The sequence below is a fragment of the Kribbella sp. WER1 genome (assembly GCF_054189145.1).
In genome coordinates this window covers 4,351,847-4,373,520 of sequence record NZ_CM135186.1, presented here as the reverse complement: position 1 = coordinate 4,373,520, position 21,674 = coordinate 4,351,847, and the positions used below count along the sequence as shown (strand labels likewise).

Sequence of the window (21,674 nt, the reverse complement as noted above, 5' to 3'; positions counted from 1 at the left end):
CCCTGGCGAGTGAAGCCAGGGTGATGCGCTGTCGTCCGGCCGTCGGCTTCCGAAACGACGGCCGGTGCCGGTTCAGCCCAGACGGGCCCGCAGACTGTCCAGCTCGACCTTCAACGACGCCGGGACGGTGTCACCGAGCTTCGCGAACCACTCCTCGATCAGCGGGAGCTCGGCCTTCCACTCGTCGGCGTCGACGTTCAACGCGATCTCCAGGTCCTGCGTGGTGAGGTCCAGCCCGGAGACGTCCAGCGCGTCCGCGGCCGGCACCCGGCCGATCGGGGTCTCGATCGCGTCGGCCTGGCCCTCGATCCGCTCGATGACCCACTTCAGCACCCGGCTGTTCTCGCCGAAGCCCGGCCAGACGAACTTGCCGGCCTCGTCCTTGCGGAACCAGTTCACGTAGAAGATCTTCGGCAGCTGGGCCGCGTCGTGCTGCTTGCCGACGGTCAGCCAGTGGTCGAAGTACTGCCCCGCGTCGTACCCGAGGAACGGCAGCATCGCCATCGGGTCCCGCCGTACGACGCCGACCTGGCCGACGGCGGCCGCGGTCGTCTCCGAGGACAGCGTCGCGCCCATGAACACACCGTGCGCCCAGTCCCGGGACTCGGTCACCAGCGGTACGGTCGTCGCCCGGCGGCCGCCGAAGATGATCGCGGAGATCGGCACCCCGTTCGGGTCGTCGTACTCGTCGGCGAGGATCGGGCACTGCGTGATCGGCGTGCAGAACCGGCTGTTCGGGTGGCTGGACAGCTCACCGCTGTTCGGCGTCCACTCGCGGCCCTTCCAATCGGTCAGGTGGTCCGGCGGGGTCGGCGAGTAGCCCTCCCACCAGACGTCGCCGTCGTCGGTGAGCGCAACGTTCGTGAAGACCGAGTTGCCCTTCTCGATCGTCCGCATCGCGTTCGGGTTCGTCTTCCAGCCGGTCCCGGGGGCAACACCGAACAGGCCGAACTCCGGGTTCACGGCGTACAGCCGGCCGTCCTTGCCGAACCGCATCCAGGCGATGTCGTCGCCGAGCGTCTCGACCTCCCAGCCCTCCAGGGTCGGGTCGAGCATCGCCAGGTTGGTCTTGCCGCAGGCGCTCGGGAACGCGGCCGCGACGTAGTGCACCTTCTTCTCCGGCGAGATCAGCTTGAGGATCAGCATGTGCTCGGCCAGCCAGCCTTCGTCGCGGGCCATCGCGGACGCGATCCGCAGCGAGTAGCACTTCTTGCCGAGCAGCGAGTTGCCGCCGTACCCGGACCCGTACGACCAGATCGCGCGCTCCTCCGGGAACTGCACGATGTACTTCTCGTCGTTGCACGGCCACGGGACGTCGGCCTCGCCCGGTTGCAGCGGAGCGCCGACGGAGTGCAGGCAGGGGACGTACTTCGCCGTGTCGCCGAGCTTCTCGAGCACCTCGGCGCCGGTGCGGCACATGATCCGCATCGACGCGACGACGTACGCCGAGTCCGTGATCTCGACGCCGAACATCGGGTTCTCGGCGGTCAACGGGCCCATGCAGAACGGGACGACGTACATCGTCCGGCCGCGCATCGCGCCGCGGTACAGGTCCTTCAGCGTCGCCTTCATCTCGGCCGGCGCGACCCAGTTGTTGGTCGGACCCGCGTCCTTCTCGTCGACCGAGCAGATGAACGTGCGCTGCTCGACACGCGCGACGTCGCTCGGGTCGGTGCGGACCCAGAACGAGTTCGGCTTCTTCTCGTCGTTCAGCCGGACCATCGTGCCGGCCGCGATCAGCTCGTCGGTGAGCTTCGCGTACTCCGCGTCCGACCCGTCGACCCAATGGATCCGGTCCGGCTGGGTGAGGGCGGCGACCTCGGCCACCCAGGCGAGCAGGCCGGCGTGCTGCGTCGGGGCGCCGGTCAGGTCGTACTGCCGGTCGTTCGGCCGGTCGTTCGCCGGGAGGGGGGCGGTGCTGTCGGCTCGGTGGTCGGCTTTGGTACGGGTCGGATTGGCGATCGTCGTCATTCGCGGCTCATTCCCTCTCGGCTGCCGGGTCCGGAGACGTGCCGGCCTCTCGACGCTGAAAGGCGGGTACGGCGTCCGGCCGCCGGGGTCTCCGGCGGTTCGGTGCAGCTGGCTGGCGGTGTGATCTGTCGCATACCAGTAGTTCCAGTGGATACATACCAGTGTGCAAGTGGTTTTAACGGTACGCGACGCCGTACGGGTCTGAGAACCCCCAGAACGTGAACCCGGTCACAAAGTTTTCGCGACAATCGCTTTCCGGTGCCGCTTGTGAAAATGAGAACGGCCCGCGCGTGGTGCGCGGGCCGTTCCAGGAGATTTTGCGGTAGCTCAGCTGGTCTGCCGCCAGATGTCGTTGACCACCCGCTGCACGTCCGGCGCCTCGGCGGTCTGGCCGTACGCCATCACCCCGACCAGCCACCATTGACCGCCGCTCTGGAACGCCCGGGTCATGGTGATCGTGTACGGCGTCGTGGTCGACACCGACAGCCAGGTCCGCGCATCCTTCGCGGTGGCCGGCACGGTCGTCCGGTAGATCTTCGTCCACTGCCCGTCGAACGCCGTCCGGTCCGTCAGGCACTTCGCCAGCGTCGAGCACGGGTGCAGCGCGAACTGGATGCGCATCGAGTTCTTCAGACCGCCCGGGTCGTACGCGGTCTGGGTCACCACCCGCCGCAGGATCAGCTGCGACGACTCACCGAGGAAGTCGACCTGGGGCGGCCGCGGCCAGCCGAACGCGAACGGCAGTTCCGCGTTCGCCACCACCTGTACGTCGGCCCCGGCCGGGTAGCTCGCGCCGAACACACCTGGCGCGCCGTCGGGAAGCTTGTACGCCGCGGTCGTCGGGCGGTTGATCGCCGGGATCAGCACCTGCTTCGGGTACGGCTGCGGGGTGACCGCGGCGGCCGGATCCGCGGCGTCGGACGGCTTGTCCTTGACCGCGCCGCCGATCGCGGTGCCGACGGAGTACGCGATCGTGAAGACGATCAGCACGACGAGCGCGACCACGGCGTACACCCAGGCGCCGATCTTGCGGCGGTACTGGCGGGCGATCTCGATCCTCGACGGCTGCGCCTGCTCGTCGGGTTGCTGCTGCTCGGCCTCGGCGGGGCGGTCGACGTACGACGGGATGGTGTTGTCTGTCGGAGGTTGTACCGGTGCGATCGCGCCGTACCGGCTGAGTTGCTCGCGGACCGCGCGCAGGGACTCCTCGTCGTTGCCGACGATCCCGTCCAGCGGGTCGATCAGCCGCTCGGCGCCGGTCTGCCCCGGGACGAGCTGCGTGATCGCGTACGGGCGTTCCGCGTTGAAGCTCGCCGCCCAGAGCGGCGTCTCCTGCTGGCCCGGTACGAGCGCGGCGTTCCGGCTCGCGGCGGCCAGCCGGTCGACGACCGTCCGGTTCCGGGCGCCGTCCTCGCTCAGCACGAGCGCGACGATCTCCATCCCGGTGAACGTCCGGCCGTGCCACAGCTCCGCCAACGGGTGCTCGAGGATCCGCTGGTCCAGTTGGTAGCCGGGGATCTCCGGCGTGCTGTTGCTCACTTGCTCTCCCAGATCGCGCGGTCCGCGAGCGCCAGCGCCGCCTGCTGCGCGGTGTCCCCGTCGATCGGGTTGGCCGTGTACTCGACCAGTACGACGATGTCGCCGTGCTGGACGAGCGCGTGCACGTTCCACGACTCGCCCGCCAGCCCGCTCTCGGTCCGGCCGACCTTCGACGGGTACGGCCGGTCCTTGTCGTACGCCTTGAGCGGTGACCGGGTGAACGTCCGCTTCGCGACCTGGGCCGGCGTGAACGGGTCGTTCCCCGCACCGGCGTCCTGCCCGCCGTACGGCGTGATCGTCACCTTCACGCTCGCCGACGTGTACGCCCGGACCTTCGCCCGCGAGCTGCCCGCCTGGCAGGTGATCGCCGACGTACCGCCCTGCACCATCGTCACCGGCCCGGACGATGCCTTAGGCAACAGGCTCGACACGTCGCCGATCTTCGCGCAGAGGTCCTTCGCCAGCGCCCGCGGCGGCGCGATATCCGCCTGCGTCACCGGCTCGCCGACCGCGAACCCGACCCCGCCGCCGACCAGCGCGGCCACGCCGCACCCGATCGCCGTACCCCGCACCAGCCGACTAGCCATGCCCGCGACCTTAGCCACGCGGAGGTCCTCCCTCGCCGCTCGAACACCCCGCGTTAGACGAACGTCACCCAACTCCGGTTCCGTGAACAGTTCGTGGTGTCCGTGAACAAGCAATGGTGTCTGGGAACACGCCATACCTTGTCCCCAGACCCCACGAGGGCCGACCTGCCCAGGATCAGCCGAGCAGCGTCCGGACCGATCCGCCCGATTCTGTGAGCTTCGCCCCGAGCCCGTTCAGCGCCTCCCCGACCGTCGCGAGGATCCCCGACAGGTCCTGCAGGTTCCCGGCGAGACTCTCGATCTCGGTCGCCACCCCACCGATCTGCCCACTCCCGTCGTTCAGCTTCTTCGCCGCCGCGTCCCCGATCCCCGGAATCTTGTCGAACTCACCCGCCAGCCCCGCCAGCATCCCCGCCGCATCGTGCAACCGGTCCTTGGCCGCGTTCATCGTCCCCGCACTCCCGCTCAGCGCCTTCCGCGCCCCACCCTCCCCGTCCTCCCCGACCAACGCCCCCGCAGCCTTCCCCGCCTGCTCCCCCGCCTCCGCCAGCCCCGCCCCGATCGTCTTCAGCAACTCCGGCAACTTCCCGATGAACCCCACCGCATCGTCCGGCAACCCCCGCACCAGACTCAGCACCTTCTGGAAGTCGTCCGAGTTCTCCATCACGAACCCGACCGCCTTCTTCACGTCCCCCAGATCCCGCCCACCCAGCAACTCTTCAAGTCCCATCCGCGGATCGTAGAGCCGCCCTCCCGGAGCCGATTGGCAAACATCCGCCCCCTCCATGTATCGTTACTCGACGTTGTCCAGCGCTCGTAGCTCAACGGATAGAGCATCTGACTACGGATCAGAAGGTTGGGGGTTCGAATCCCTCCGAGCGCGCCACCCGAAAGCCCAGGATCAGCCCACTGACCTGGGCTTTTGTGTTTTTCGGAGAGGACTGTGACTGATGCACCTGAGCTGGCCCGACTGTCTCAACGTCCGCGACCTCGGCGGCCTCCCCACCAGTGACGGACGCCGGATCGCTGCCGGGGCACTGATCCGCTCCGACAACCACAGCCGGCTGACAGACGCCGGCGTGACGGCCGTACGGGCGGCATCCGTGAGCCGCATCATCGACGTACGAACGCGCTCGGAGTGCGCCGGCTACCCGTCGCCCTTCGCGGCGGACCCGCTCTATCGCAACATGCCCCTCTACAACGACGACGATCCGTACGACCCGACGCTGAGCCTCGACCAGAGCTACATGGCGATGCTCGACCTCCACCCCGAACTGTTCGCCGCCGCCGTCGGCGCCATCGCGGACGCCCCACCCGGCGCGGTAGTCGTCCACTGCCACGCCGGCAAGGACCGCTCCGGAAACGTGATCGCCCTCGCCTTGAGCGCCGCCGGCGTACCACCCGAATCAGTAGCCGCCGACTACGCCCACCTCGACGACCGCATGCGAGCCCACTTCACCGAACAACTCGCCCTCATCGAGGACCCCACCGAACGCGACCAACTAGCCGAGTCCTTCACCGCCCACCCAGAAACAATGCTCGCCCTACTCCAACACCTCAAAGACCACTACGGCAGCCCCGAGTCCTACCTCCACCAGGGCGGCCTCACCACCAACCAACTCACCACCCTGAAAGCACGCCTCGTCGCTTAACCCCGGTGGGCATCTCTCGCTGACCCCAGCCAGACCCCAACGAACTGCACAAGCACGTCGGCGGCTGTATCCGCAGCTCCGCGCCCTCGGCCCGGACGGCGTCGTACTCATGGACGGCTCGCTCCTCGAACTCACCGTCGATGACGGCTACCGGCACATCTGAGCAGCCTTGGTGAGGTAGTTGAGGGGGATTTCGGCGCGGGCGTGGAGTTCGGTGTTGTCGGCGTGGGGGATGAGGCGGGTCCACGAGATCAGGCGGTGGGCTGCGGTGAGGGGTGCCGTCGCGGCGAGGTCTCGGTGGAGTACGGCGGGGTCGGCGTCGAGGTGGTTGCGCCACGTGGCGACGTACGTGGTGAGGAGGTCGGCGTGGTCTTCGGGGGAGAGTGGGGCGCGGGTCCATTCGGCGACCGAGTCGAGGAAGCCGTGCAGGGTGACGAACGGGTGGGCCCACAGGGTGTTGCCGAAGTCGAAGAAGCGTGGGCGGAGTACGCCGGTCGTGCGGTCCGCGAAGATGTTGGCCGGGTAGACGTCGTTCACCTCGAGGTCGAGCGGTACGACGTCGCTGATGGACGCCGTACTCCGATCCAACGCCTCGGCCGCGGACTCCACCCGCGCGAGGAGGTCCCGCCCGATCCGCAGCGGATGGTTCGCCGGTAGTGCGGCCCACTTGCGCGCCACCGCCCGTACGCGATCACCGGCCGCCGTCGGCGCGAGCTCGATCACCCCGGGCGGCGCTTCCACCCGCCCGTGCACCGCACACTGCATCCGGGCCAAGGCGCGGACCACGGTACGCCGGGTCGCCTGGTCCGCCACGTCGGTGTGCGTGAGCGTCGGCCCCTGGTCGTCCGTGAGCAGCCAACTGCGTTCACGATCCACCGCCAGCGGCACGATCACGTACTCCGACGCAACCTCCGCCATCGCCGCCACCAGCCCCGCCTCGAACCGATGGCCCAAGTTGTTCTCCTTGAACCACACGAGACCCTCATCGGTCGGATAACACCGCACCACCGACCAGAGCCGCGCCCGATAAGTCACCGCCGCCCCGACCACCCGCCGCCCAGCCGCAGCCAGCCGCCGCCCGACCCACCCGTCAACCTGCCGCTCCCACCCCACCGACCCCCACCGCCGAACCCACTGCCCACCAGCATCCGGCCCCAACGGCCGAGCCGCCGGCACACCCTGCACCATCCCCCGACCGTAACTCCCGCGACCGACAGCCGGCGCCGGTCAGTCTCGTTCGCGCGGAGTCGGGCGATCCCGACGTACGGCCGGCGGTCGAGTCGTTGGTACTTCGGGGTGCGCCGCCGCCTGGTGATTCGCCAGCAGGCGTTCGGCTCGGACGGTCAGGAGGTGCAGCTCACGGTCGGGGTCGTTGCCGTCGAGGATGAGGTCGAGTGCGTCCTCGTCGGTGTAGTAGCGGCGGACCAACTGCCCGAGGTCGGCAGCCGATGCGTTCTTGAGGTGCAGGCGCCTGGCGAGGATGACGATGTCGCCGGCGTCCAGGGACCGGCGTGGGTGTTGAGCCATTCCTGGGGGAGCTTGCGGTCGGTTGCCATCGCCCGGGCTTCCTCGAGTACGACGTCGTCGCGGGAGCACGAGCTCGTGGTCGCGGCCACCGGAGCCCATCACCAGGCCCAGGCGGTGCTCGACGCGGTTTGGGAGTACCTCGAGGTCCAGTCCGACGCCGACGACGGCGAGGACCTGTCGCTCGGGATGGTCAGCGGTACGCCGGGACGCTCCGCTTCGGCGCGGATCGTCGCGGCCGACGATGCCCCGCTCCCCGACGGCACGCCGGTGACCGTCGACCCCACGACCAACGGATGGACCGTACGGCTCGGACCGCTCACCGTCGACGTCGGCCACGGCGAATGGCGGGAGAGCACCCCGCTCGGTCGTCCCGTCGTCGCGGCCGGCGCCTGGCAGGGTGACACGTACGTCGCCGACCTGTACGTCATCACGACCCCGCACCGGGTGCGCCTGACGGTCGCGGCGGGCACGGCGACGGCGACTTGGAACATCCTGCCGCTCACGACGCCCGACCTCGTCCTACACCTGACGAACCCGCTGATGACCCACCCGGACGTCAGCTGAACCTGCGCGACCATTCCTCCGGCGGGCACGCCAGCAACTGCCGAGCCATGTCGTCCGCGGCGCGCGCGGGCGTCGACTCGCTGCTGGTCAGGTGCAGGACCACCTAGCGCGCCACGATGTGCGGCGCGATCACGCCACATCCGGGCTCACCACACGAGCACCGATATACAGCCACCCGCCGCCCACCCTCAACAGGCACGAGCGGCCCGAGGATGTCCGCGGGATCGAAGCCGCGCCAGTCCGGCGCCACAGCTTCGAACGGGTTGGCCCCGTTGACGCGGATCTCCATCACCGGCCAGTCCGGCCGGTCGTCAACCAGTTCCAGCTGGAGCATCAGTCCAGGCAGAAGTCGTTGCCCTCGACATCGTTCATCCAGATGCAGGACTCGTTCACCTCGTCGGCGCGCTGCAGCAGGACCTCCGTCGCGCCCAGCGCCATCAGCCGGTCTCGCTCGGCCACGAGGGCGGCCAGCCGCTCCTCGCCGACGAGGCCGGTGCCGACGCGGACGTCGAGATGGACGCGGTTCTTCACGACCTTGCCCTCCGGCACCCGCTGGAAGAACAGCCTCGGGCCCTCGCCGGTCGGATCGGTGCAGGCGAACCAGTTGCCGGCCTGATCCGCGGGCAGCGTGCGGTTGTACTCGTCCCACGACGCGAACCCGTCCGGCGGTTCCGGTGCGACGTACCCGAGCACCTCGCACCAGAAGCGCGCGACCCGCTCGGGGTCCGCGCAGTCGAAGGTGATCTGGACCTTCCTGACCGTTGTCACCGCACCACGGTAAAGGGGCCGTCGGCGCCAGGTCCACCGTAAATCCGTACCGTTCCGGCTGTCCGGCACGCGATCATGACGAGCATGGACGTCGAGGAAGAGCTGCACGGAGGGAACGTCGCCGACCGGGTCGTGCGGATCGGCCCGACCGTCCGCAAGCCCGCGCTCGCGCACACGCCCGGCGTCGAGGCGGTGCTCGCGCATCTCGACGGTACGTCGTTCGCGCCGCGGACACTCGGCCGCGACGACCAGGGCCGGCACGTGCTCGAGTACATCCCGGGGCCGCTCGCGAACACGCTGCCGCCGTTCACCCCGGACGAGCTGCGGCGCGTCGGCCGGCTGATCCGCGAGTTCCACGACGCGATGGCGACGTTCGTCCCGCCGCCCGACGTGGTGTGGCATCCCGTCGTACCGGATCCGGCCGGCGGGGACCTGATCCTGCACGGTGACCTCGCCCCGTGGAACCTGGTCTGCGCCGAGGACCGCTGGGCCTTCATCGACTGGGACAACGCGGGTCCGTCGACGCGGCTGTGGGATCTCGGGTACGCCGCGCAGACGCTCGTACCGCTGCTGCCGACCGGCGACGTCACGGTGGACGCCCCGCGGTTGCGCGCGTTCGTCGACGGGTACGGGCTCGACCACGAGCAGCGGCTCGCGTTCCCGGCGCGGATCGCGGCCCGTACGCGCGGTTCGTACGAGATCCTGGTCCGCGGCCACGAGACCGGCGAGGAACCGTGGGCGACGCTCTACGCAACCGGCCACGCGGACTTCTGGGGACCGGCGGCCGAGTACTCCGCGACCCACCACGACGAGTGGGTCGACGCCCTGATCCACTAAGACACCCTGGAACCCAACTCGAACCGGAGCCCGAGGCCGCGACCCGCGCCGCACTCGGCCCCGCCCGGACCGCCCTGAACATCGGCGCCGGCGCCGGGTCGCTCGTCCTGATCGTGTCGCCGGGCTGACCCTGTTCGGCCGCGAGAATGAGCGGCCATGGCCAAGCTGCTGAGCGGGATCCTCGCACTAGGTGCGGTCGCGATGGCGATCGTTGCCATCGGCATTGGAATGCACTGGCCGTACCGGATCGACGGGCCGGGAGCGCTGTCGGCCGCGTTCGGTTCGTTCAGCACGTGGCTCGTGGTCTACCTGCTCGCTTCGGTGCTTGTCGTGGTCGACGCGGTCCGGCTGGTCCGCCGCCGCGACCTCGATGCGCTGCAGCGGTCCGCGAACCTGGTGAAGCTGTTCGCCGTTCCGTTCTTCGTGGCGAACTTCCTCGCGTTCGCCGAGTCGCTCCTGGTCGCCGGCGCCCGCGAGGGCGACCACCTCGGCATCAACCGGTTGGTGCTGGCGCTGGTCGTGGTCGTCCTCACGTACGTCGCGCTGCTGCCGACCTCGGCGTACGGCGTTGCTGTCCTGGTCCTGCTCCGCAGGGACGAACGGATCGGGCGGATCTTCTTCGGCGTGAACGTGGTGCTGCATGTTCTGTTCGTGGTGGACGTGCTCAGCTCGATCGTGGTGGTCGAGGTTGCCCGATCCGTCCTCGGCCATCGCCCGACGGCGCGGCTCCGCAACCTGCTGCCCGCCGTACTCGCTGCCGGCTCGGCGATCGCGATGGTCTGGCTGGTGCAGGTCGCGATCAACGCGGTGCTGTCCGGCGGCGCGTTCCCGGATTTCCTGCTGAGCGGCACCTGGTGGCTCGGGTACGGCGTGTTCGTCGAGTTCCTCCTGCTCGTCGTAGTGCCCGTCGTACCACTGGTCGCGTTGCGCACCGCGGTCCGCCTCTTCCTGCAGAACGACGCCGGAACCCTCGCCCGGACCGCCCGCACGGTGAAGCTCGTGATGATCCCCCTCTTCGTTCAGAACTTCGTCCTCTGCGCAACCGTCGTCTACGCGGCGTCAGTCTTCCCAATCGTCCTGTTCGGTGGCCGAATCGAACCCAGCACCGGCCTCGCAACCGTCATGGGTGCCCTTGCTCTCGGCGCGCTGATTCCCACCGTCATCGCCACCTACTTGATGCTCCTCCCAACCACGATCTACCCCCTCACCTACCTGGCCCTGCGCCTCCGCCAACGCACCATCACCCCTAAGTCCTACCTCCTCCACACCCTCCTACAGCTCCTCTTCCTCACCGACCTCCTCAGCACCCTCACCCTCACCAGCCGCCCTCACGCGAGCGGCTCCGGCCAAGCAGTAGCGGGCAACAACTCATGAAGCGGCAGCACCCGGTCCCGCCCAAGCACCACCTCGGCATCCAGGTTCGCCGGATCGATCTGCCGAATGAACTCCCGAGCCGTCACCATCGCCGCAATCGCCGCATGCTCAGCACAGAACCCGGTCCCGGACGAGGTGTCGATACACACTCCGACGTACACATTCCCGGCGTCGGTCACCAACGCCGCCGCCACGTCCCCGAACACCCGATCATCAACATGATGCGGATGCGACGAGCGGGCTGGTCATCGGGGGAGGAACACCTCGTCGGTGGGGTGGGTGGCGGTTGTCAGGTCGAAGGGGTGGATGCTGCAGTGGGCGATGCCGCGGGTGCCGGTGAGGGCTTCGATGACGACGCTGTGGCAGACGGCGATGAGGGGTGTGGGGTGGCGGTGTAGGGCGTTGAGGGCGCGGCGGCGGACGGAGGTGTGTGGCTCCCACGTTCGGCGTTCGCCTGGCGGCCAGATGCCGTTGTGTTTGGTGGAGTCTTCGATGGCGGCGAGTGCTTCGGGGGTGCGCCAGGTGAGGGTGTTGTCGGGGAGCCATTCGCGGAGGTCGACGTCGACGGCGGTGAGGGGGAGTTGGGTTTCGGCGGCGATCAGGGCGGCGGTTTGGAGGGCTCGGGTCATCGGGGAGGCGATGATGCGTTCGGCGCCGGAGTCGCGGAGGCGGCGGCCTGCTTCCTGGGCCTGGTGTACGCCGAGTGCGGACAGCGGCGCGAAGTCCCGTGCGGGACCCCACCAGCCTTCCGCGTCCAGTTGGGTGCCGTCGGCCTCGCCGTGCCGGACGAGCAGGATCATCATTCCTCCCCGGAGTACCGTTCCCACGCCGACTGCCGGCTGATCCCGAGCGCCTCGCCGATCCGCGCCCAGGTCACCGACCGCGAGCGCAAGCGGAGTACCCGGTCCTGGACGGCGGCCTCGACCTGGCCGCGGGACGCGTCCAGTCGCGCCATGTCCGCGAGCAGTTCCTCGTCGGTCTTCCCGTCCAGCGGCGGGAACGACGGCGGGTTGTCGCTCATCACGCGTTCGCACAGCGCGACGCATTCGTTGCAGATGAACACGCCGGGGCCGGCGATCAGATGCTGTACGTCCTCCCGGACCTTCCCGCAGAACGAGCACCGCAACACGTTGTCCGACATCTCGACCTCCTCGGGTTGTGTCAGGTAACGCCTGACAGCGTCAGGGTAGGCCTGACAAGCCGTGAAGGTCAATCACTTCTTCCGCGCGATCACGTACGCCCGCGGGATCGTCTCCCCTTCACCCGGCTCGCGTACCGTCGTCGACCACATGCGGAACCCGGCCGCGTCCAGCAGCCCCGCGATCTCGTCCGGCTGCTGCCGGTACCACTCCAACGAGATCGGTGTGCCGTACAACTCGGTCCGTCGACTCGACTCGCTGCCCACCTGGAACGCCAGCATCAGCACCCCGCCCGGCGCGAGCACCCGCTGGAACTCGGCGAACACCTGCGCCCGCAGCTCCCACGGCGTATGGATGATCGAGTAGAACGCGAGTACGCCGCCGAGCTCTCCGTCGGGCAGGTCGAGCGCCAGCAGCGAGCCCTCCTCGAACCGCAGATCGGGGTACGTACGCCGCGCCAGCGCCACCATCCCCGGTGACAGGTCGACCCCGAACGCGTCCAGCCCGAGCCCCGCCAGCACCGTCGTCACCCGCCCCGACCCGCACCCGACGTCCGCCACCGGTCTGTTGCCGTCGGCAAGTATCAGCTCGGCGAACACGGCGAGCAGCCCGCGCTCCAGCGGCAGCTCGTCCAGCCCGCCGCCGACCACGTCCGGATGCCGCTCTGCGAGATCGTCGTACGAGTCCCGCGTCGCCGTCAGATCCACCATGACCCGCGAGCGTAGACGGCCCCGCCGACAGATTCCGGGCAGAATCATCCGGGTGCCGACGTACGTGCGCTACCAAAGCCCCGCCCCCGACCGCCGCGGCCGCCGAGTCAAACCCACCGCCACCTACCTGCTCGAGCCCATCCCCGGCTACCTCGAGATCCTCGCCGCCCACAACCTCCCCTGCGAGCGCTACACCTCCGACACGCCCGGCCGCATCCTCTACGAGGACGACCACCAACTGGTCGTCGTCCCACCGCCGGACCCGACCGCCCCGACCACCCTCATGTGGCTCCGTCCGAAGGTCGGCTGATGGGACTCGTCTACCTGACCGGCCCGTCCGGAGCGGGGAAGAGCGCGGTCGGCGCGGAGCTGCGGCGGCGGGGTTGTCGCGTGTACGACGTGGACGCGGACCGGCTGGCGCGGTGGTTCGAGAACGCGTCGGGGCGGGAGGTGGAGATGCCGGCGGAGCGGGACGACGGGTGGTTCGCGGGGAACACCTACCGGGTGCCACCGGAGACCGTGCGCGGGCTGGCGCTCCACAACGGGACGGCCTTCGTGTGCGGGACGGTCGGTAACGACGGGGAGATCTGGGACCTGTTCGACGCCGTGATCAGCTTGAGTGTTGACGCGGAGACGCTCGAGCGCCGGCTCACCGCGCGGGGCGGGTTCGGGTCGAGCCCGGCGGAGCTCGGGCGCGTCCTCGGCTGGCACGCCACCGTCGACGCCGACAACGCGAAGTACGGCGCCACACTGATCGACGCGACCGGAGACATCCGCGACGTCGCGGACCGCGTCCTCCGCGTATTGACTGTGGGCATGGACTGGGATGATTCTGCACTCCCGCGCGGGATCGTGAGCCTGCTGACCGAGCCACACACGCTCACCGAGCTGGCGAACGCGCTCGACGCCACGGACGCCCGCGTGCTCTGGTACCTGGAGAAGCTCCGCGCGACCGGCCGCGTCGTGGAGGACGACGGGCGCTGGCGCCGTACGGACTCCGGCGCCGAGCTCGCGGCGCGCCCGCTGCCGGAGGACGGACCGCGTACGGCGATCCCCGGTTCGAGTGCGCAGGACTATGCGCAGGCGTACGCCGACGCGGCCGCGGGGATGTACGCCGCCGGCTTCGTGCAGGACAGTGGGGAACATGCCGGGCGGGTCCCGGGTGAGCGGGTGGCGGAGTTCCACGAGCGGCTGCTGAGTCTGGTCGGAGAGTACTTCGCGCCCGACAAGATCGACCGGTCCGCGACGCCGAAGTACGGGTTCCGGTGGGTGCTGACGCCGGTGGATCTGCACCCGTTGGACGAGTGATCAGGGTGAAGTGACGCGGCGGATCACTTACCGTAATGCTCATGGCGTTTGCGGCGAAGGGGAGTAAGGGCGAGTCGTTCCTTACCGTGGTCGTGGGTGGTGGGGCGGCGTTCGGGCTGATTGTGCTCACGTCGCGGGCGTGGAAGACGTGTCACGTGGACGTCGCCGGGAAGGTGCCGAACGGGCTGACGTTGCTGTTCCTCGGGGTGCCGATCGCGTTGATCGTGAACCTGGTGCTGTTCACCGTCGTCTTCCGGTACGCCGGGAAGGCGTTCCTGTTCTCGCTGTTCGCCGCTTGTATCGCGCTCGCGATCGCGGACCTCGCGCTGTTCTCCTGGCAGGGCACCCCGGCCGGATCACCCGGGACCTGCCCGGGCAACGTGCCGCCGTGGTGGCCGAAGATGATCCCGACCTGATCGGGGATCTCCAGGCCATCACAATCGCGCCGTCGCGGCGCCGGGCACGCTCGAGCGCGGGCGCTCGCCGCAATTGTGATGGCCTGGCGGTCAGGGCAGGAGCCGGAGCAGGGCGGCCGCGCGCTCGGGGACGCCGAGGTGCGCCGCGCCCGGGAACAGCCGGGCCCATGACCCCGCGCGGGTCAGCTGGCTGAGCCGGCGGGCGAGTTCAGCCGCGCGGCGCAGCTCGGCGATCGTGTGGCCGTCGCCGGTCCACACCTCCAGGTAGGCGTCCTCCAGCCGCGTGACGACCTCCGGGCCGTGCAGCTCGGCCGCGCGGTCGAGGGTGACGAGCAGGCTGAAGAACGGGTGCCCGACGTTCGCGTCGCCCCAGTCGAAGAACGTGTACCGGCCGGCGCCGACCAGGATCTGGCCGTCGTGCAGGTCCGCATGATCCAGCGAGTCCGGTACGCCGATCGCCCGCAACTCCTCGCACCACCCGACCAGCCGCGGCCGGAACTCCCGCAGCCGCCTGGCATCCTCCCCGCCCACGCACTCCGCGACCGCCGCGTCGAAGATCCCCGGCAGCGCCAGCACCCGCGCATCCGGTACGCCGAGCCGCAACAGGTCGTCCACCCGCCCGACCAGAGTCCGCTGGAATTCGGCGTACTGCGTCAACACGTCCGTCCACTCCCGCGTCCCGGCCGGCAGGCTCCGCAGCAGCTCGCCACCGGACGGCATCAGGGACCAGCCGCGCGCGGCGTCCACGGCGTACGGCGTGAGCACATGCCCGGGCACCCACCGCGCCAACGCCGCCCCCAACCCAGCCTCGAACGCCGCCCCAGGCGCCCCCGCCTTGAACCACACCGGCCCAACGGTCGGGGCGGGTTGGGGGACTTCGACTCGGATGATGACCGACCACGGGCGGACCCGGACGCGCCGTGGTCCGGTCTTCTGGGCGTCGAGTCGCGCCAGCGACGAGTCCAGCCACTCGAACGCCGCCGCGCGCCACGTCGGATCGTCCCAGGGGGTCAGTGCTTCCGGGTATGCGCCGCGGTCGATCTGCATCACGCGACCATAATCGAGGAATGACACGCTGGCCGGACTCGCCGTACCGAGTGGGGATCTCGGGCTGGCGCTACCCGCCCTGGCGCAAGGCGTACTACCCCGACGGCCTCCCGCAGCGCGCCGAGCTCGAGTACGCCTCCGCCCGCCTGAACTCGATCGAGCTCAACGGCTCCTTCTACGCACTCCAACGTCCCGAGTCCTACCAGCGCTGGTACGACGAGACGCCCGACGGCTTCGTGTTCTCCGTCAAAGGCCCGCGCTTCGTCACGCACCTGAAACGGCTCGCCGACGTCGAGGCCCCGCTCGCGAACTTCTTCGCCTCCGGAGTTCTTGCGCTCGGCAACAAGCTCGGCCCGGTCCTCTGGCAGCTCCCGCCCAACTTCCGGTACGACGCCTCCCGGTGCGCGGACTTCTTCGCACAGTTGCCGCGGACAACCGTCGCCGCGGCCGAGGTCGCGAAGGGTCACGACGAGCGGATGGAAGGACGTTCGTTGCTCGAGGCCCGCGTCGATCAGCCGCTCCGGTTTGCGATCGAAGTACGCCACGACAGCTTCAAGACCGACAGTTTCGTCGAGCTGGCCCGTGAGCACGAGATCGCGGTGGTCTGCGCGGACACGGCCGGCAAGTGGCCGATGTTCGACACCGTCACGGCGGACTTCGCGTACGTCCGGCTGCACGGCGCGGACGAGCTGTACGTGAGCGGGTACGACGACAAGTCGCTCGACCGCTGGGTGCGCAAGATCCGCTCGTGGAAGCGCGACGCGTACGTGTACTTCGACAACGACGCCAAGGTGCACGCGCCGTACGACGCCGAGCAACTGGCCAAGAAGCTGAAAGTCAGTTCGGCGGCCGCCGAAGCGTGACGGGCTTAGCGTCGGCGGCATGACACAGAACCCTGGAGAACTGGTCGCCGCAGCGGTCGAGCGGTCGCTGAAATTCGTCGTCACCTGGCCGGCGTGGGACGGCGTACCGCGGATCTCCGACGACGACCGTCCGTTCACGCCGCACAAGGCGGTCCGCCGGATCGCGGACCACCTGGTCGATCACCTCGCGGAGGTCGAGGCGCTGCTGGCCGGCGTACCGACGCAGCCCGACGAGTGGCACGCGAGCGCGCTCACGTCCGCGGCGGACCTCGCGTCGTTCACCGTGGAGGACGTCCGCGAGGCGGAGCAACGACTCACCCGCCTCGGCCGCACCTTCGTCCTGCGGTACGCCGCCCTCGACCCGGCCGAGTGGGACCAGCCCCGCACCCCGAACTGGACCCTCCGCGAAATCGCCGAACACCTCACCGAACTCGACTGGTACGCCGCACAGGTCGGCAACCTGTCCTAGAAGACACGCCTTAGAACAACCGCGCCCCGACCGGTTCCTCCAGGTCGAGGAGGAACTGCTTGCGCTGCAGCCCGCCCGCGTACCCGGTGAGCGAGCCGTTCTTGCCGATCACGCGGTGGCACGGGACGACGATCGACACCGGGTTCTGCCCGACGGCCTTCCCGACCGCCTGCGCCGGTTCCCCGAGCCGCGCGGCGATCTCGCCGTACGTCGTGGTCTCGCCGTAGGGGATCTCCGCGAGCGCCGACCACACCCGGCGCTGGAACGCGTCGCCGTTCAACCGGACCGGCAGGTCGAAGGAGACGCGCGATCCGGCGAAGTACGACTCCAACTGCTCGACGACGAGCGCGAGGAGCGGGTCGGTCGACTCGACCCGCTCACCCAGCGTCTCCGCCGACGGCTTCACCCAGTGGTGCGGAAAGTAGACGCCGACCAGCGCCCCCTCCGACACCACCACCGTGAGCTCCCCGATCCGGGTGCTGACCACCGCATGCCTGTTCATACAGGTAGAACGCGCCGGCACCCAGATGCGTGAGTGCTACGACCCGATCCGCTCCCGCGTCCGCCGCCGGAACTCGCGCCCGACCTGCGTCGTCTCGGCGTGGTGCATCTCGGCCACCGCCACCGCCGCCGATCCGTCCAGCGGCGCCTGCACCACCCACTCGCCCCGGGGATCGACGACGCCCGCCGTCAGCCCAGCCTCAGGGTTCGCCGGTACGGCGAGGCTGATCCAGGAGGTGTTGTTCACCGCGCACCCGCGCGCCTGCACCGCGATGTGCTCATGCCCCGAGACGCGGTGTGTCGCGTACGAGACCAGGACGCCGTCGGCTCCCAACTCGTCGTACTCGACGAAGAGCTCCGGGAACAGCACGTCCAGGCCGAGCGCGAGCCCGAATCGGAACCCGTCGACGTCGAACGTCACCGCCTGCTTTCCCGGCGAATACATCCACTTCACCTTGGTGGTCGACAGGGTGCGTTCGTCGTACCGTGCGACGACCTTTCCCTGGTCGGACACGACGTACATGCTGTTGTACGGGCGCCCCTCCGGCTGCTGATGCACGGATGGGAGCACGACCCACACCCCGAGCTCGCGCGCGAGGGTGTTGATCTGGTCGAGCTCGGACTGCAGCACCGACCACTGTGCCTTGGTCCAGTCCGAGGGGCCGACCTCGTCCGGACCGAGCGACGACATGATCTGCTTGCTCGGCCAGCAGATCGCGCCCTCGGTGAAGTGCACCAGGCGGGCGCCGGCCGCGGCCGCCTGCCTGATGAAGTCACGGAGTTCGGCGCCGCCCGCGCGGAGTTCGTCGGCGTTCGTCGGATCGTGGCGCATCGTCGACTGGACGACGGCGAACCGTAGTGTGGATTGTTCCGGCATGTCTGGTTCTCCTGGTGGAGTCGGACGGAAGTGCCGGAGGGCAGTCGTGTAGGACTCGCCGGTCTTGGCGGCGCGGGCGCGAACCCGATGCTTGAAGTTCCTGTGCGCTGTCATCTGGCCTTCCACGCACTCGCACGCGATCCCCCAGCGATCCGTCCGAGGCGGGTGACCAGGACGAGCGGCCCGAGACAGGAAGTCCCTTTGCCTTCTCGGTGTGACCGCGCTGGGGGCGATCGACGAAGGTGAGGCGCGGGCCGCGCCGGACCCACATCCTTGCCGAAGCCCCAGCCGGAGTCAATCAACGCCGCAGTACGTCGTCCGCCGCGTCCATCGCGACGCCGACGAGCTCGGGGCTGAGGTCGACGACCGTGTTCCCGTCGTCGTCGAGCTTTCCGCTCTGGGTGATCGAGAGGCCGATCAGCGCGAGCGCTCCGGCGCGGTGCCGCTGCAGGCGGGCGTACGGGTCCTCGGCCGGGTTCGGCGTGGTCGTGTCGTCGTGTTCCCAGGCGGCGACGGCCCGGTCGGCGAGGGCCGCGGGCACGGTCACGCGGATCGCGGGCAGCCCGGCGGCGCGGAACGTCGTACCGATCAGACCGAGCACTCGTGCGTCATTCGCATACACGTTCTGGATGCTAGAGGCCGAGGGCGGCATAAAGTCGGACGTGGACGCGGTTGTTTCGGAGTACGCGCAGACGACGTTGGGAGCAGAGGGTGAGCATTCGGGTCGGGTACAAGGCCTCGGCGGAGCAGTTCGGGCCGCGGGACCTGGTGGAGTACTCCGTGCGGGCCGAGCAGCTGGGACTCGACAGCGTGACCGTGTCGGACCACTTCCTGCCCTGGCGGCACGAGGGCGGGCACGCGCCGTTCGCGCTCGCCTGGCTGGCGGCGGTCGGTGAGCGGACGGAGCGGGTGCAGCTCGGTACGTCGGTGCTGACGCCGACGTTCCGGTACAACCCGGCCGTGATCGCGCAGGCGTTCGCGACGCTCGGGATGCTGTACCCGGGCCGCGTGATGCTCGGGGTCGGTACCGGCGAGGCGCTGAACGAGATCGCCGTCTCCGGGATGGAGTGGCCCGAGTTCAAGGAGCGGTTCGCCCGGCTGCGGGAGGCCGTGCAGCTGATCCGCGACCTGTGGACGAAGGACGGCGTCAGCTCCGAGGGGCCGTACTACAAGACCGTCGACGCGTTCATCTACGACCGCCCCGAGACCCCGCTGAAGGTGTACGTCGCGGCGGGCGGGCCGCTGGTCGCGAAGTACGCCGGGCGCGCCGGTGACGGGTTCATCGCGACGTCCGGGAAGGGCATGGAGCTGTACACGGACAAGCTCATCCCGGCCGTCAAGGAAGGCGCCGAGAAGGCCGGGAAGAAGTTCGAGGACCTGGACCGGATGCTCGAGGTCAAGGTGTCGTACGACCGGGACCCGGCGGCCGCGCTGGAGAACACCCGGTTCTGGGCGCCGCTGTCGCTGACGCCGGAGCAGAAGCACAGCGTGACCAGCGCGACCGAGATGGAGCGGCTCGCCGACGAACTGCCGATCGAGCAGGTCGCGAAGCGCTGGATCGTGGCGTCGGACCCGGAGGAGGTCGTGAAGCAGTTCCAGCCGTACGCCGACGCCGGATTCAATCACTTCGTCGTCCACGGTCCGGGGAACGATCAGGAGCGGTTCCTGACCCAGTTCACCGAAGACGTGCTTCCGTTGCTGCGCAAACTTGGCTGACAATCACCAGATGGGTGATTACGAGATCGTCCAGGACAGCGACCCGCGGTGCGCCGAGCTGGAAGCGGCCGGGTACCGGGTGGTCGCCGAGTCCTGGGCGGTCCGGCTGTTCGACCCGGACCGCGAGCTGCTCGAGTCCGCCGTACGCCGGGCGACCGTCGGCGGGCTGACCGTCCGTGAGCTGGGCCCGGAGTCCGCGACGGCCCTGCACACGCTCGAGTCGACGAACCAGCCCGACTACCCCGACACGCCCGCGACCCGCCACCACGTCGGCGAACTCGCCGACATCCGCGCCCTCTGGCCGGAGCACCGCGTCTTCGGCGCCCTCGACGGCAACCGCCTCGTCGGCGCTACGGTGATCCGCGCCCACGAAGGGTACGGCGACACCGCCTTCACCTCGGTGCTCGCGCAGTACCGCCGCCGCGGCGTCGGCCAGGCGGTGAAAGCCGCCTCGATCCTCGCCCTCCTCGACATCGGCATCACCCGCTTCAGCACCGGCGGCGCCGCCACCAACGAAGCCAGCCTCCAGGCCAACCAGTCGCTCGGCTATGTCCTGACGGAGCGCTGGCGCACCTACGCCCCATGACCTACTCGCACGGAGAACTCGTCGTGGTGGTCGACGTCGCGGACCTCGACCGCGCGGCCGACTTCTGGACTGCTGTACTCGGCTACGTCCGAGCGGGGGAGCCGTCGAGCTACCAGACTCTGCTCCCGAGCGACGGAGCAGGCATCGAGGTATTGCTGCAGCGCGTCGCGGACCGGAAGCAGTCGAAGAACCGGGTGCACCTGGACCTTCGGACTGCCGACCTCGACGCCGAGGTTGCGCGCGTTCTCGCGCTCGGGGCGCGGCAGTTGACCGAGGAGCCGATCCATGAGGACGGCTGGAGTTGGCATGTGCTGACTGATCCGGACGAGAACGAGTTCTGCGTGCTGCAGCCGCCTGGTTAGTGGAGGTCTTCGGAGAGGGACTTGGCGGCTTGGGTGAGGAGGGGAATGGCCTGTTCCACCAGCGGCTCGGTCATGCGGCCGGCGGGGCCGGAGATGGAGATGGCCAGGTGGGAGGGAGCGTCGGGGACGGCGACGGCGACGCAGCGGACGCCGAGTTCCTGTTCGCCTTCGTCCATCGCGTAGCCGTTGGCCTCGGCCTGGTGGAGTTGGGCGGTGAAGTCGTCCGGTGTGGTGATCGTGTTGTCGGTGTGTTTCGGCATGCCGGTGCGGTGCAGGAGGTCGCGGACCTCGGCGTCGGGGAAGCCGGCCAGGATCGCCTTGCCGACCGCGGTGCAGTGCGGGAGCACCCGGCGGCCGACCTCGGTGAACATCCGCATCGAGTGCCGCGACGGGACCTGCGCGAGGTACACGATCTGGTCGCCGTCCAGCATCGCCATGTTCGCGGACTCGCCGAGCTCGTCGACGAGCCGGGCGAGGTGCGGGCGGGCGAACACACTGAGCATGTGCGACGAACTCTCGCCGAGCCGGATCAGCTTCGGCCCGAGCACGTACTGCCGCGACGGCTCCTGCCGGAGATACCCGAGGTCGACGAGCGTGCGGACCAGCCGGTGGATGGTCGGCAGCGGCAGCCCGGAGGCGGCCGCGAGCTGCGACAGGCCCATCATGCCGCCGGCGTCGGCCATCGTCTCGAGCAGCCCGAAGGCGCGCTCGATCGACTGCACACTGCCGGTCCGGCCCTTGCCGTTCGTCTCCGCCATGTCCTCCACCTTTCCGGATCACGGAGGTTTAGCGCCAGATCCCGGAAGCCCGGACTCTTGTATCTTCCACAAGGTAGATATTAGTCTCCACAATACGGAAAAA

General features: G+C 69.3%; 29 protein-coding genes and 1 tRNA gene. 13 read left to right on the top strand and 17 right to left on the bottom strand.

Annotated elements, in window-relative coordinates; translation table 11 throughout:
- Positions 1-72 precede the first annotated feature (72 nt).
- From ACXJJ3_RS21040 to ACXJJ3_RS21025, 4 genes are all read right to left on the bottom strand, one after another.
- Positions 73-1,971: a phosphoenolpyruvate carboxykinase (GTP) gene (locus ACXJJ3_RS21040; protein WP_458163309.1), complete on the bottom strand. Its 1,899-nt coding sequence runs from the start codon at positions 1,969-1,971 to the stop codon at positions 73-75.
- Positions 1,972-2,298: 327 nt separating this feature from the next.
- Positions 2,299-3,510, bottom strand: coding sequence for a hypothetical protein (locus ACXJJ3_RS21035; protein ID WP_458163307.1), 1,212 nt, complete (start codon positions 3,508-3,510; stop codon positions 2,299-2,301).
- The gene (locus ACXJJ3_RS21030) at positions 3,507-4,097 is read right to left on the bottom strand and encodes a hypothetical protein (protein WP_458163305.1); all 591 of its coding nucleotides are present in this window, start codon (positions 4,095-4,097) and stop codon (positions 3,507-3,509) included. Before ACXJJ3_RS21030 ends, ACXJJ3_RS21035 begins: the two co-directional genes overlap by 4 nt.
- Before the next feature lie 175 nt (positions 4,098-4,272).
- Entirely contained in the window at positions 4,273-4,827 is a 555-nt protein-coding gene (locus tag ACXJJ3_RS21025; RefSeq protein ID WP_458163303.1) for a hypothetical protein, read from the bottom strand.
- Between the two features lie 80 nt (positions 4,828-4,907).
- On the opposite strand from ACXJJ3_RS21025, the gene ACXJJ3_RS21020 reads away from it, so the two are divergent.
- Both ACXJJ3_RS21020 and ACXJJ3_RS21015 read left to right on the top strand, forming a co-directional pair.
- Positions 4,908-4,983 (top strand) — tRNA-Arg (locus ACXJJ3_RS21020).
- Between the two features lie 64 nt (positions 4,984-5,047).
- The gene (locus tag ACXJJ3_RS21015; RefSeq protein ID WP_458163301.1) at positions 5,048-5,749 is read left to right on the top strand and encodes a tyrosine-protein phosphatase; all 702 of its coding nucleotides are present in this window, start codon (positions 5,048-5,050) and stop codon (positions 5,747-5,749) included.
- 147 nt (positions 5,750-5,896) lie between these two features.
- Here ACXJJ3_RS21015 and ACXJJ3_RS21010 read toward each other — a convergent pair whose 3' ends face one another.
- Entirely contained in the window at positions 5,897-6,937 is a 1,041-nt protein-coding gene (locus ACXJJ3_RS21010) for a hypothetical protein (protein ID WP_458163299.1), read from the bottom strand.
- 39 nt (positions 6,938-6,976) lie between these two features.
- A complete protein-coding gene (locus ACXJJ3_RS21005) occupies positions 6,977-7,276 on the bottom strand; it encodes a hypothetical protein (RefSeq protein ID WP_458163297.1) in 300 nt (99 codons plus the stop codon).
- A 12-nt stretch (positions 7,277-7,288) separates the two neighbouring features.
- Here ACXJJ3_RS21005 and ACXJJ3_RS21000 point away from each other — a divergent pair, with 12 nt between their 5' ends.
- Positions 7,289-7,840 carry a hypothetical protein gene (locus ACXJJ3_RS21000; protein ID WP_458163295.1) on the top strand — a complete coding sequence of 184 codons (552 nt, stop codon included), beginning with the start codon at positions 7,289-7,291 and terminating at the stop codon, positions 7,838-7,840.
- A gap of 103 nt (positions 7,841-7,943) precedes the next feature.
- Here the strand turns inward: ACXJJ3_RS21000 and ACXJJ3_RS20995 are convergent, their stop codons facing one another.
- Both ACXJJ3_RS20995 and ACXJJ3_RS20990 read right to left on the bottom strand, forming a co-directional pair.
- Positions 7,944-8,174, bottom strand: coding sequence for a hypothetical protein (locus tag ACXJJ3_RS20995; protein WP_458163293.1), 231 nt, complete (start codon positions 8,172-8,174; stop codon positions 7,944-7,946).
- Positions 8,174-8,608, bottom strand: coding sequence for a VOC family protein (locus ACXJJ3_RS20990; protein ID WP_458163292.1), 435 nt, complete (start codon positions 8,606-8,608; stop codon positions 8,174-8,176). Before ACXJJ3_RS20990 ends, ACXJJ3_RS20995 begins: the two co-directional genes overlap by 1 nt.
- An 84-nt stretch (positions 8,609-8,692) precedes the next feature.
- Here ACXJJ3_RS20990 and ACXJJ3_RS20985 point away from each other — a divergent pair, with 84 nt between their 5' ends.
- Together ACXJJ3_RS20985 and ACXJJ3_RS20980 are read left to right on the top strand one after the other, a co-directional pair.
- On the top strand, positions 8,693-9,445 hold the full coding sequence (locus ACXJJ3_RS20985) for a phosphotransferase enzyme family protein (protein WP_458163290.1): 753 nt from the start codon (positions 8,693-8,695) through the stop codon (positions 9,443-9,445).
- 156 nt (positions 9,446-9,601) lie between these two features.
- On the top strand, positions 9,602-10,819 hold the full coding sequence (locus tag ACXJJ3_RS20980) for a hypothetical protein (RefSeq protein WP_458163288.1): 1,218 nt from the start codon (positions 9,602-9,604) through the stop codon (positions 10,817-10,819).
- Here the strand turns inward: ACXJJ3_RS20980 and ACXJJ3_RS20975 are convergent.
- From ACXJJ3_RS20975 to ACXJJ3_RS20960, 4 genes are all read right to left on the bottom strand, one after another.
- On the bottom strand, positions 10,774-11,025 hold the full coding sequence (locus ACXJJ3_RS20975; protein ID WP_458163286.1) for a hypothetical protein: 252 nt from the start codon (positions 11,023-11,025) through the stop codon (positions 10,774-10,776). The genes ACXJJ3_RS20980 and ACXJJ3_RS20975 overlap by 46 nt on opposite strands.
- A 39-nt stretch (positions 11,026-11,064) precedes the next feature.
- On the bottom strand, positions 11,065-11,622 hold the full coding sequence (locus tag ACXJJ3_RS20970; RefSeq protein WP_458163284.1) for a histidine phosphatase family protein: 558 nt from the start codon (positions 11,620-11,622) through the stop codon (positions 11,065-11,067).
- Positions 11,619-11,960, bottom strand: coding sequence for a ClpX C4-type zinc finger protein (locus tag ACXJJ3_RS20965; protein ID WP_458163282.1), 342 nt, complete (start codon positions 11,958-11,960; stop codon positions 11,619-11,621). The genes ACXJJ3_RS20970 and ACXJJ3_RS20965 overlap by 4 nt, the downstream gene beginning before the upstream one ends.
- 72 nt (positions 11,961-12,032) lie before the next feature.
- Positions 12,033-12,668 (bottom strand): class I SAM-dependent DNA methyltransferase, encoded by a 636-nt coding sequence (locus ACXJJ3_RS20960; protein WP_458163280.1) that lies wholly within the window; start codon positions 12,666-12,668, stop codon positions 12,033-12,035.
- 52 nt (positions 12,669-12,720) lie between these two features.
- Between ACXJJ3_RS20960 and ACXJJ3_RS20955 the strand changes: the two genes are divergently transcribed.
- From ACXJJ3_RS20955 to ACXJJ3_RS20945, 3 genes are read left to right on the top strand one after another with little or no spacing between them, the layout of a single operon-like run.
- A complete protein-coding gene (locus ACXJJ3_RS20955; RefSeq protein ID WP_458163278.1) occupies positions 12,721-12,978 on the top strand; it encodes a hypothetical protein in 258 nt (85 codons plus the stop codon).
- Entirely contained in the window at positions 12,978-13,976 is a 999-nt protein-coding gene (locus tag ACXJJ3_RS20950) for an AAA family ATPase (protein ID WP_458163276.1), read from the top strand. Before ACXJJ3_RS20955 ends, ACXJJ3_RS20950 begins: the two co-directional genes overlap by 1 nt.
- Before the next feature lie 41 nt (positions 13,977-14,017).
- On the top strand, positions 14,018-14,392 hold the full coding sequence (locus ACXJJ3_RS20945) for a hypothetical protein (RefSeq protein ID WP_458163274.1): 375 nt from the start codon (positions 14,018-14,020) through the stop codon (positions 14,390-14,392).
- Positions 14,393-14,482: 90 nt separating this feature from the next.
- Here ACXJJ3_RS20945 and ACXJJ3_RS20940 read toward each other — a convergent pair whose 3' ends face one another.
- The gene (locus tag ACXJJ3_RS20940) at positions 14,483-15,439 is read right to left on the bottom strand and encodes a phosphotransferase (protein WP_458163272.1); all 957 of its coding nucleotides are present in this window, start codon (positions 15,437-15,439) and stop codon (positions 14,483-14,485) included.
- 20 nt (positions 15,440-15,459) lie between these two features.
- On the opposite strand from ACXJJ3_RS20940, the gene ACXJJ3_RS20935 reads away from it, so the two are divergent.
- Both ACXJJ3_RS20935 and ACXJJ3_RS20930 read left to right on the top strand, forming a co-directional pair.
- On the top strand, positions 15,460-16,302 hold the full coding sequence (locus ACXJJ3_RS20935; protein ID WP_458163270.1) for a DUF72 domain-containing protein: 843 nt from the start codon (positions 15,460-15,462) through the stop codon (positions 16,300-16,302).
- A 19-nt stretch (positions 16,303-16,321) separates the two neighbouring features.
- A complete protein-coding gene (locus tag ACXJJ3_RS20930) occupies positions 16,322-16,771 on the top strand; it encodes a hypothetical protein (RefSeq protein WP_458163268.1) in 450 nt (149 codons plus the stop codon).
- A gap of 10 nt (positions 16,772-16,781) precedes the next feature.
- Here the strand turns inward: ACXJJ3_RS20930 and ACXJJ3_RS20925 are convergent, their stop codons facing one another.
- The 3 genes from ACXJJ3_RS20925 to ACXJJ3_RS20915 form a co-directional block, all read right to left on the bottom strand.
- The gene (locus ACXJJ3_RS20925) at positions 16,782-17,273 is read right to left on the bottom strand and encodes a methylated-DNA--[protein]-cysteine S-methyltransferase (protein WP_458163266.1); all 492 of its coding nucleotides are present in this window, start codon (positions 17,271-17,273) and stop codon (positions 16,782-16,784) included.
- 36 nt (positions 17,274-17,309) lie between these two features.
- Positions 17,310-18,263, bottom strand: a complete 954-nt coding sequence (locus ACXJJ3_RS20920; protein WP_458163264.1) for a carbon-nitrogen hydrolase family protein — start codon at positions 18,261-18,263, stop codon at positions 17,310-17,312.
- Between the two features lie 184 nt (positions 18,264-18,447).
- A complete protein-coding gene (locus ACXJJ3_RS20915; protein ID WP_458163262.1) occupies positions 18,448-18,771 on the bottom strand; it encodes a hypothetical protein in 324 nt (107 codons plus the stop codon).
- Positions 18,772-18,860: 89 nt separating this feature from the next.
- On the opposite strand from ACXJJ3_RS20915, the gene fgd reads away from it, so the two are divergent.
- From fgd to ACXJJ3_RS20900, 3 genes are read left to right on the top strand one after another with little or no spacing between them, the layout of a single operon-like run.
- A complete protein-coding gene (gene fgd / locus ACXJJ3_RS20910) occupies positions 18,861-19,865 on the top strand; it encodes a glucose-6-phosphate dehydrogenase (coenzyme-F420) (protein WP_458163260.1) in 1,005 nt (334 codons plus the stop codon).
- 10 nt (positions 19,866-19,875) lie between these two features.
- Positions 19,876-20,451: an N-acetyltransferase family protein gene (locus ACXJJ3_RS20905; protein ID WP_458163258.1), complete on the top strand. Its 576-nt coding sequence runs from the start codon at positions 19,876-19,878 to the stop codon at positions 20,449-20,451.
- A complete protein-coding gene (locus ACXJJ3_RS20900) occupies positions 20,448-20,813 on the top strand; it encodes a VOC family protein (protein ID WP_458163256.1) in 366 nt (121 codons plus the stop codon). The genes ACXJJ3_RS20905 and ACXJJ3_RS20900 overlap by 4 nt, the downstream gene beginning before the upstream one ends.
- Here ACXJJ3_RS20900 and ACXJJ3_RS20895 read toward each other — a convergent pair.
- A complete protein-coding gene (locus ACXJJ3_RS20895; protein ID WP_458163254.1) occupies positions 20,810-21,571 on the bottom strand; it encodes an IclR family transcriptional regulator in 762 nt (253 codons plus the stop codon). The genes ACXJJ3_RS20900 and ACXJJ3_RS20895 overlap by 4 nt on opposite strands.
- Positions 21,572-21,674 lie beyond the last annotated feature (103 nt).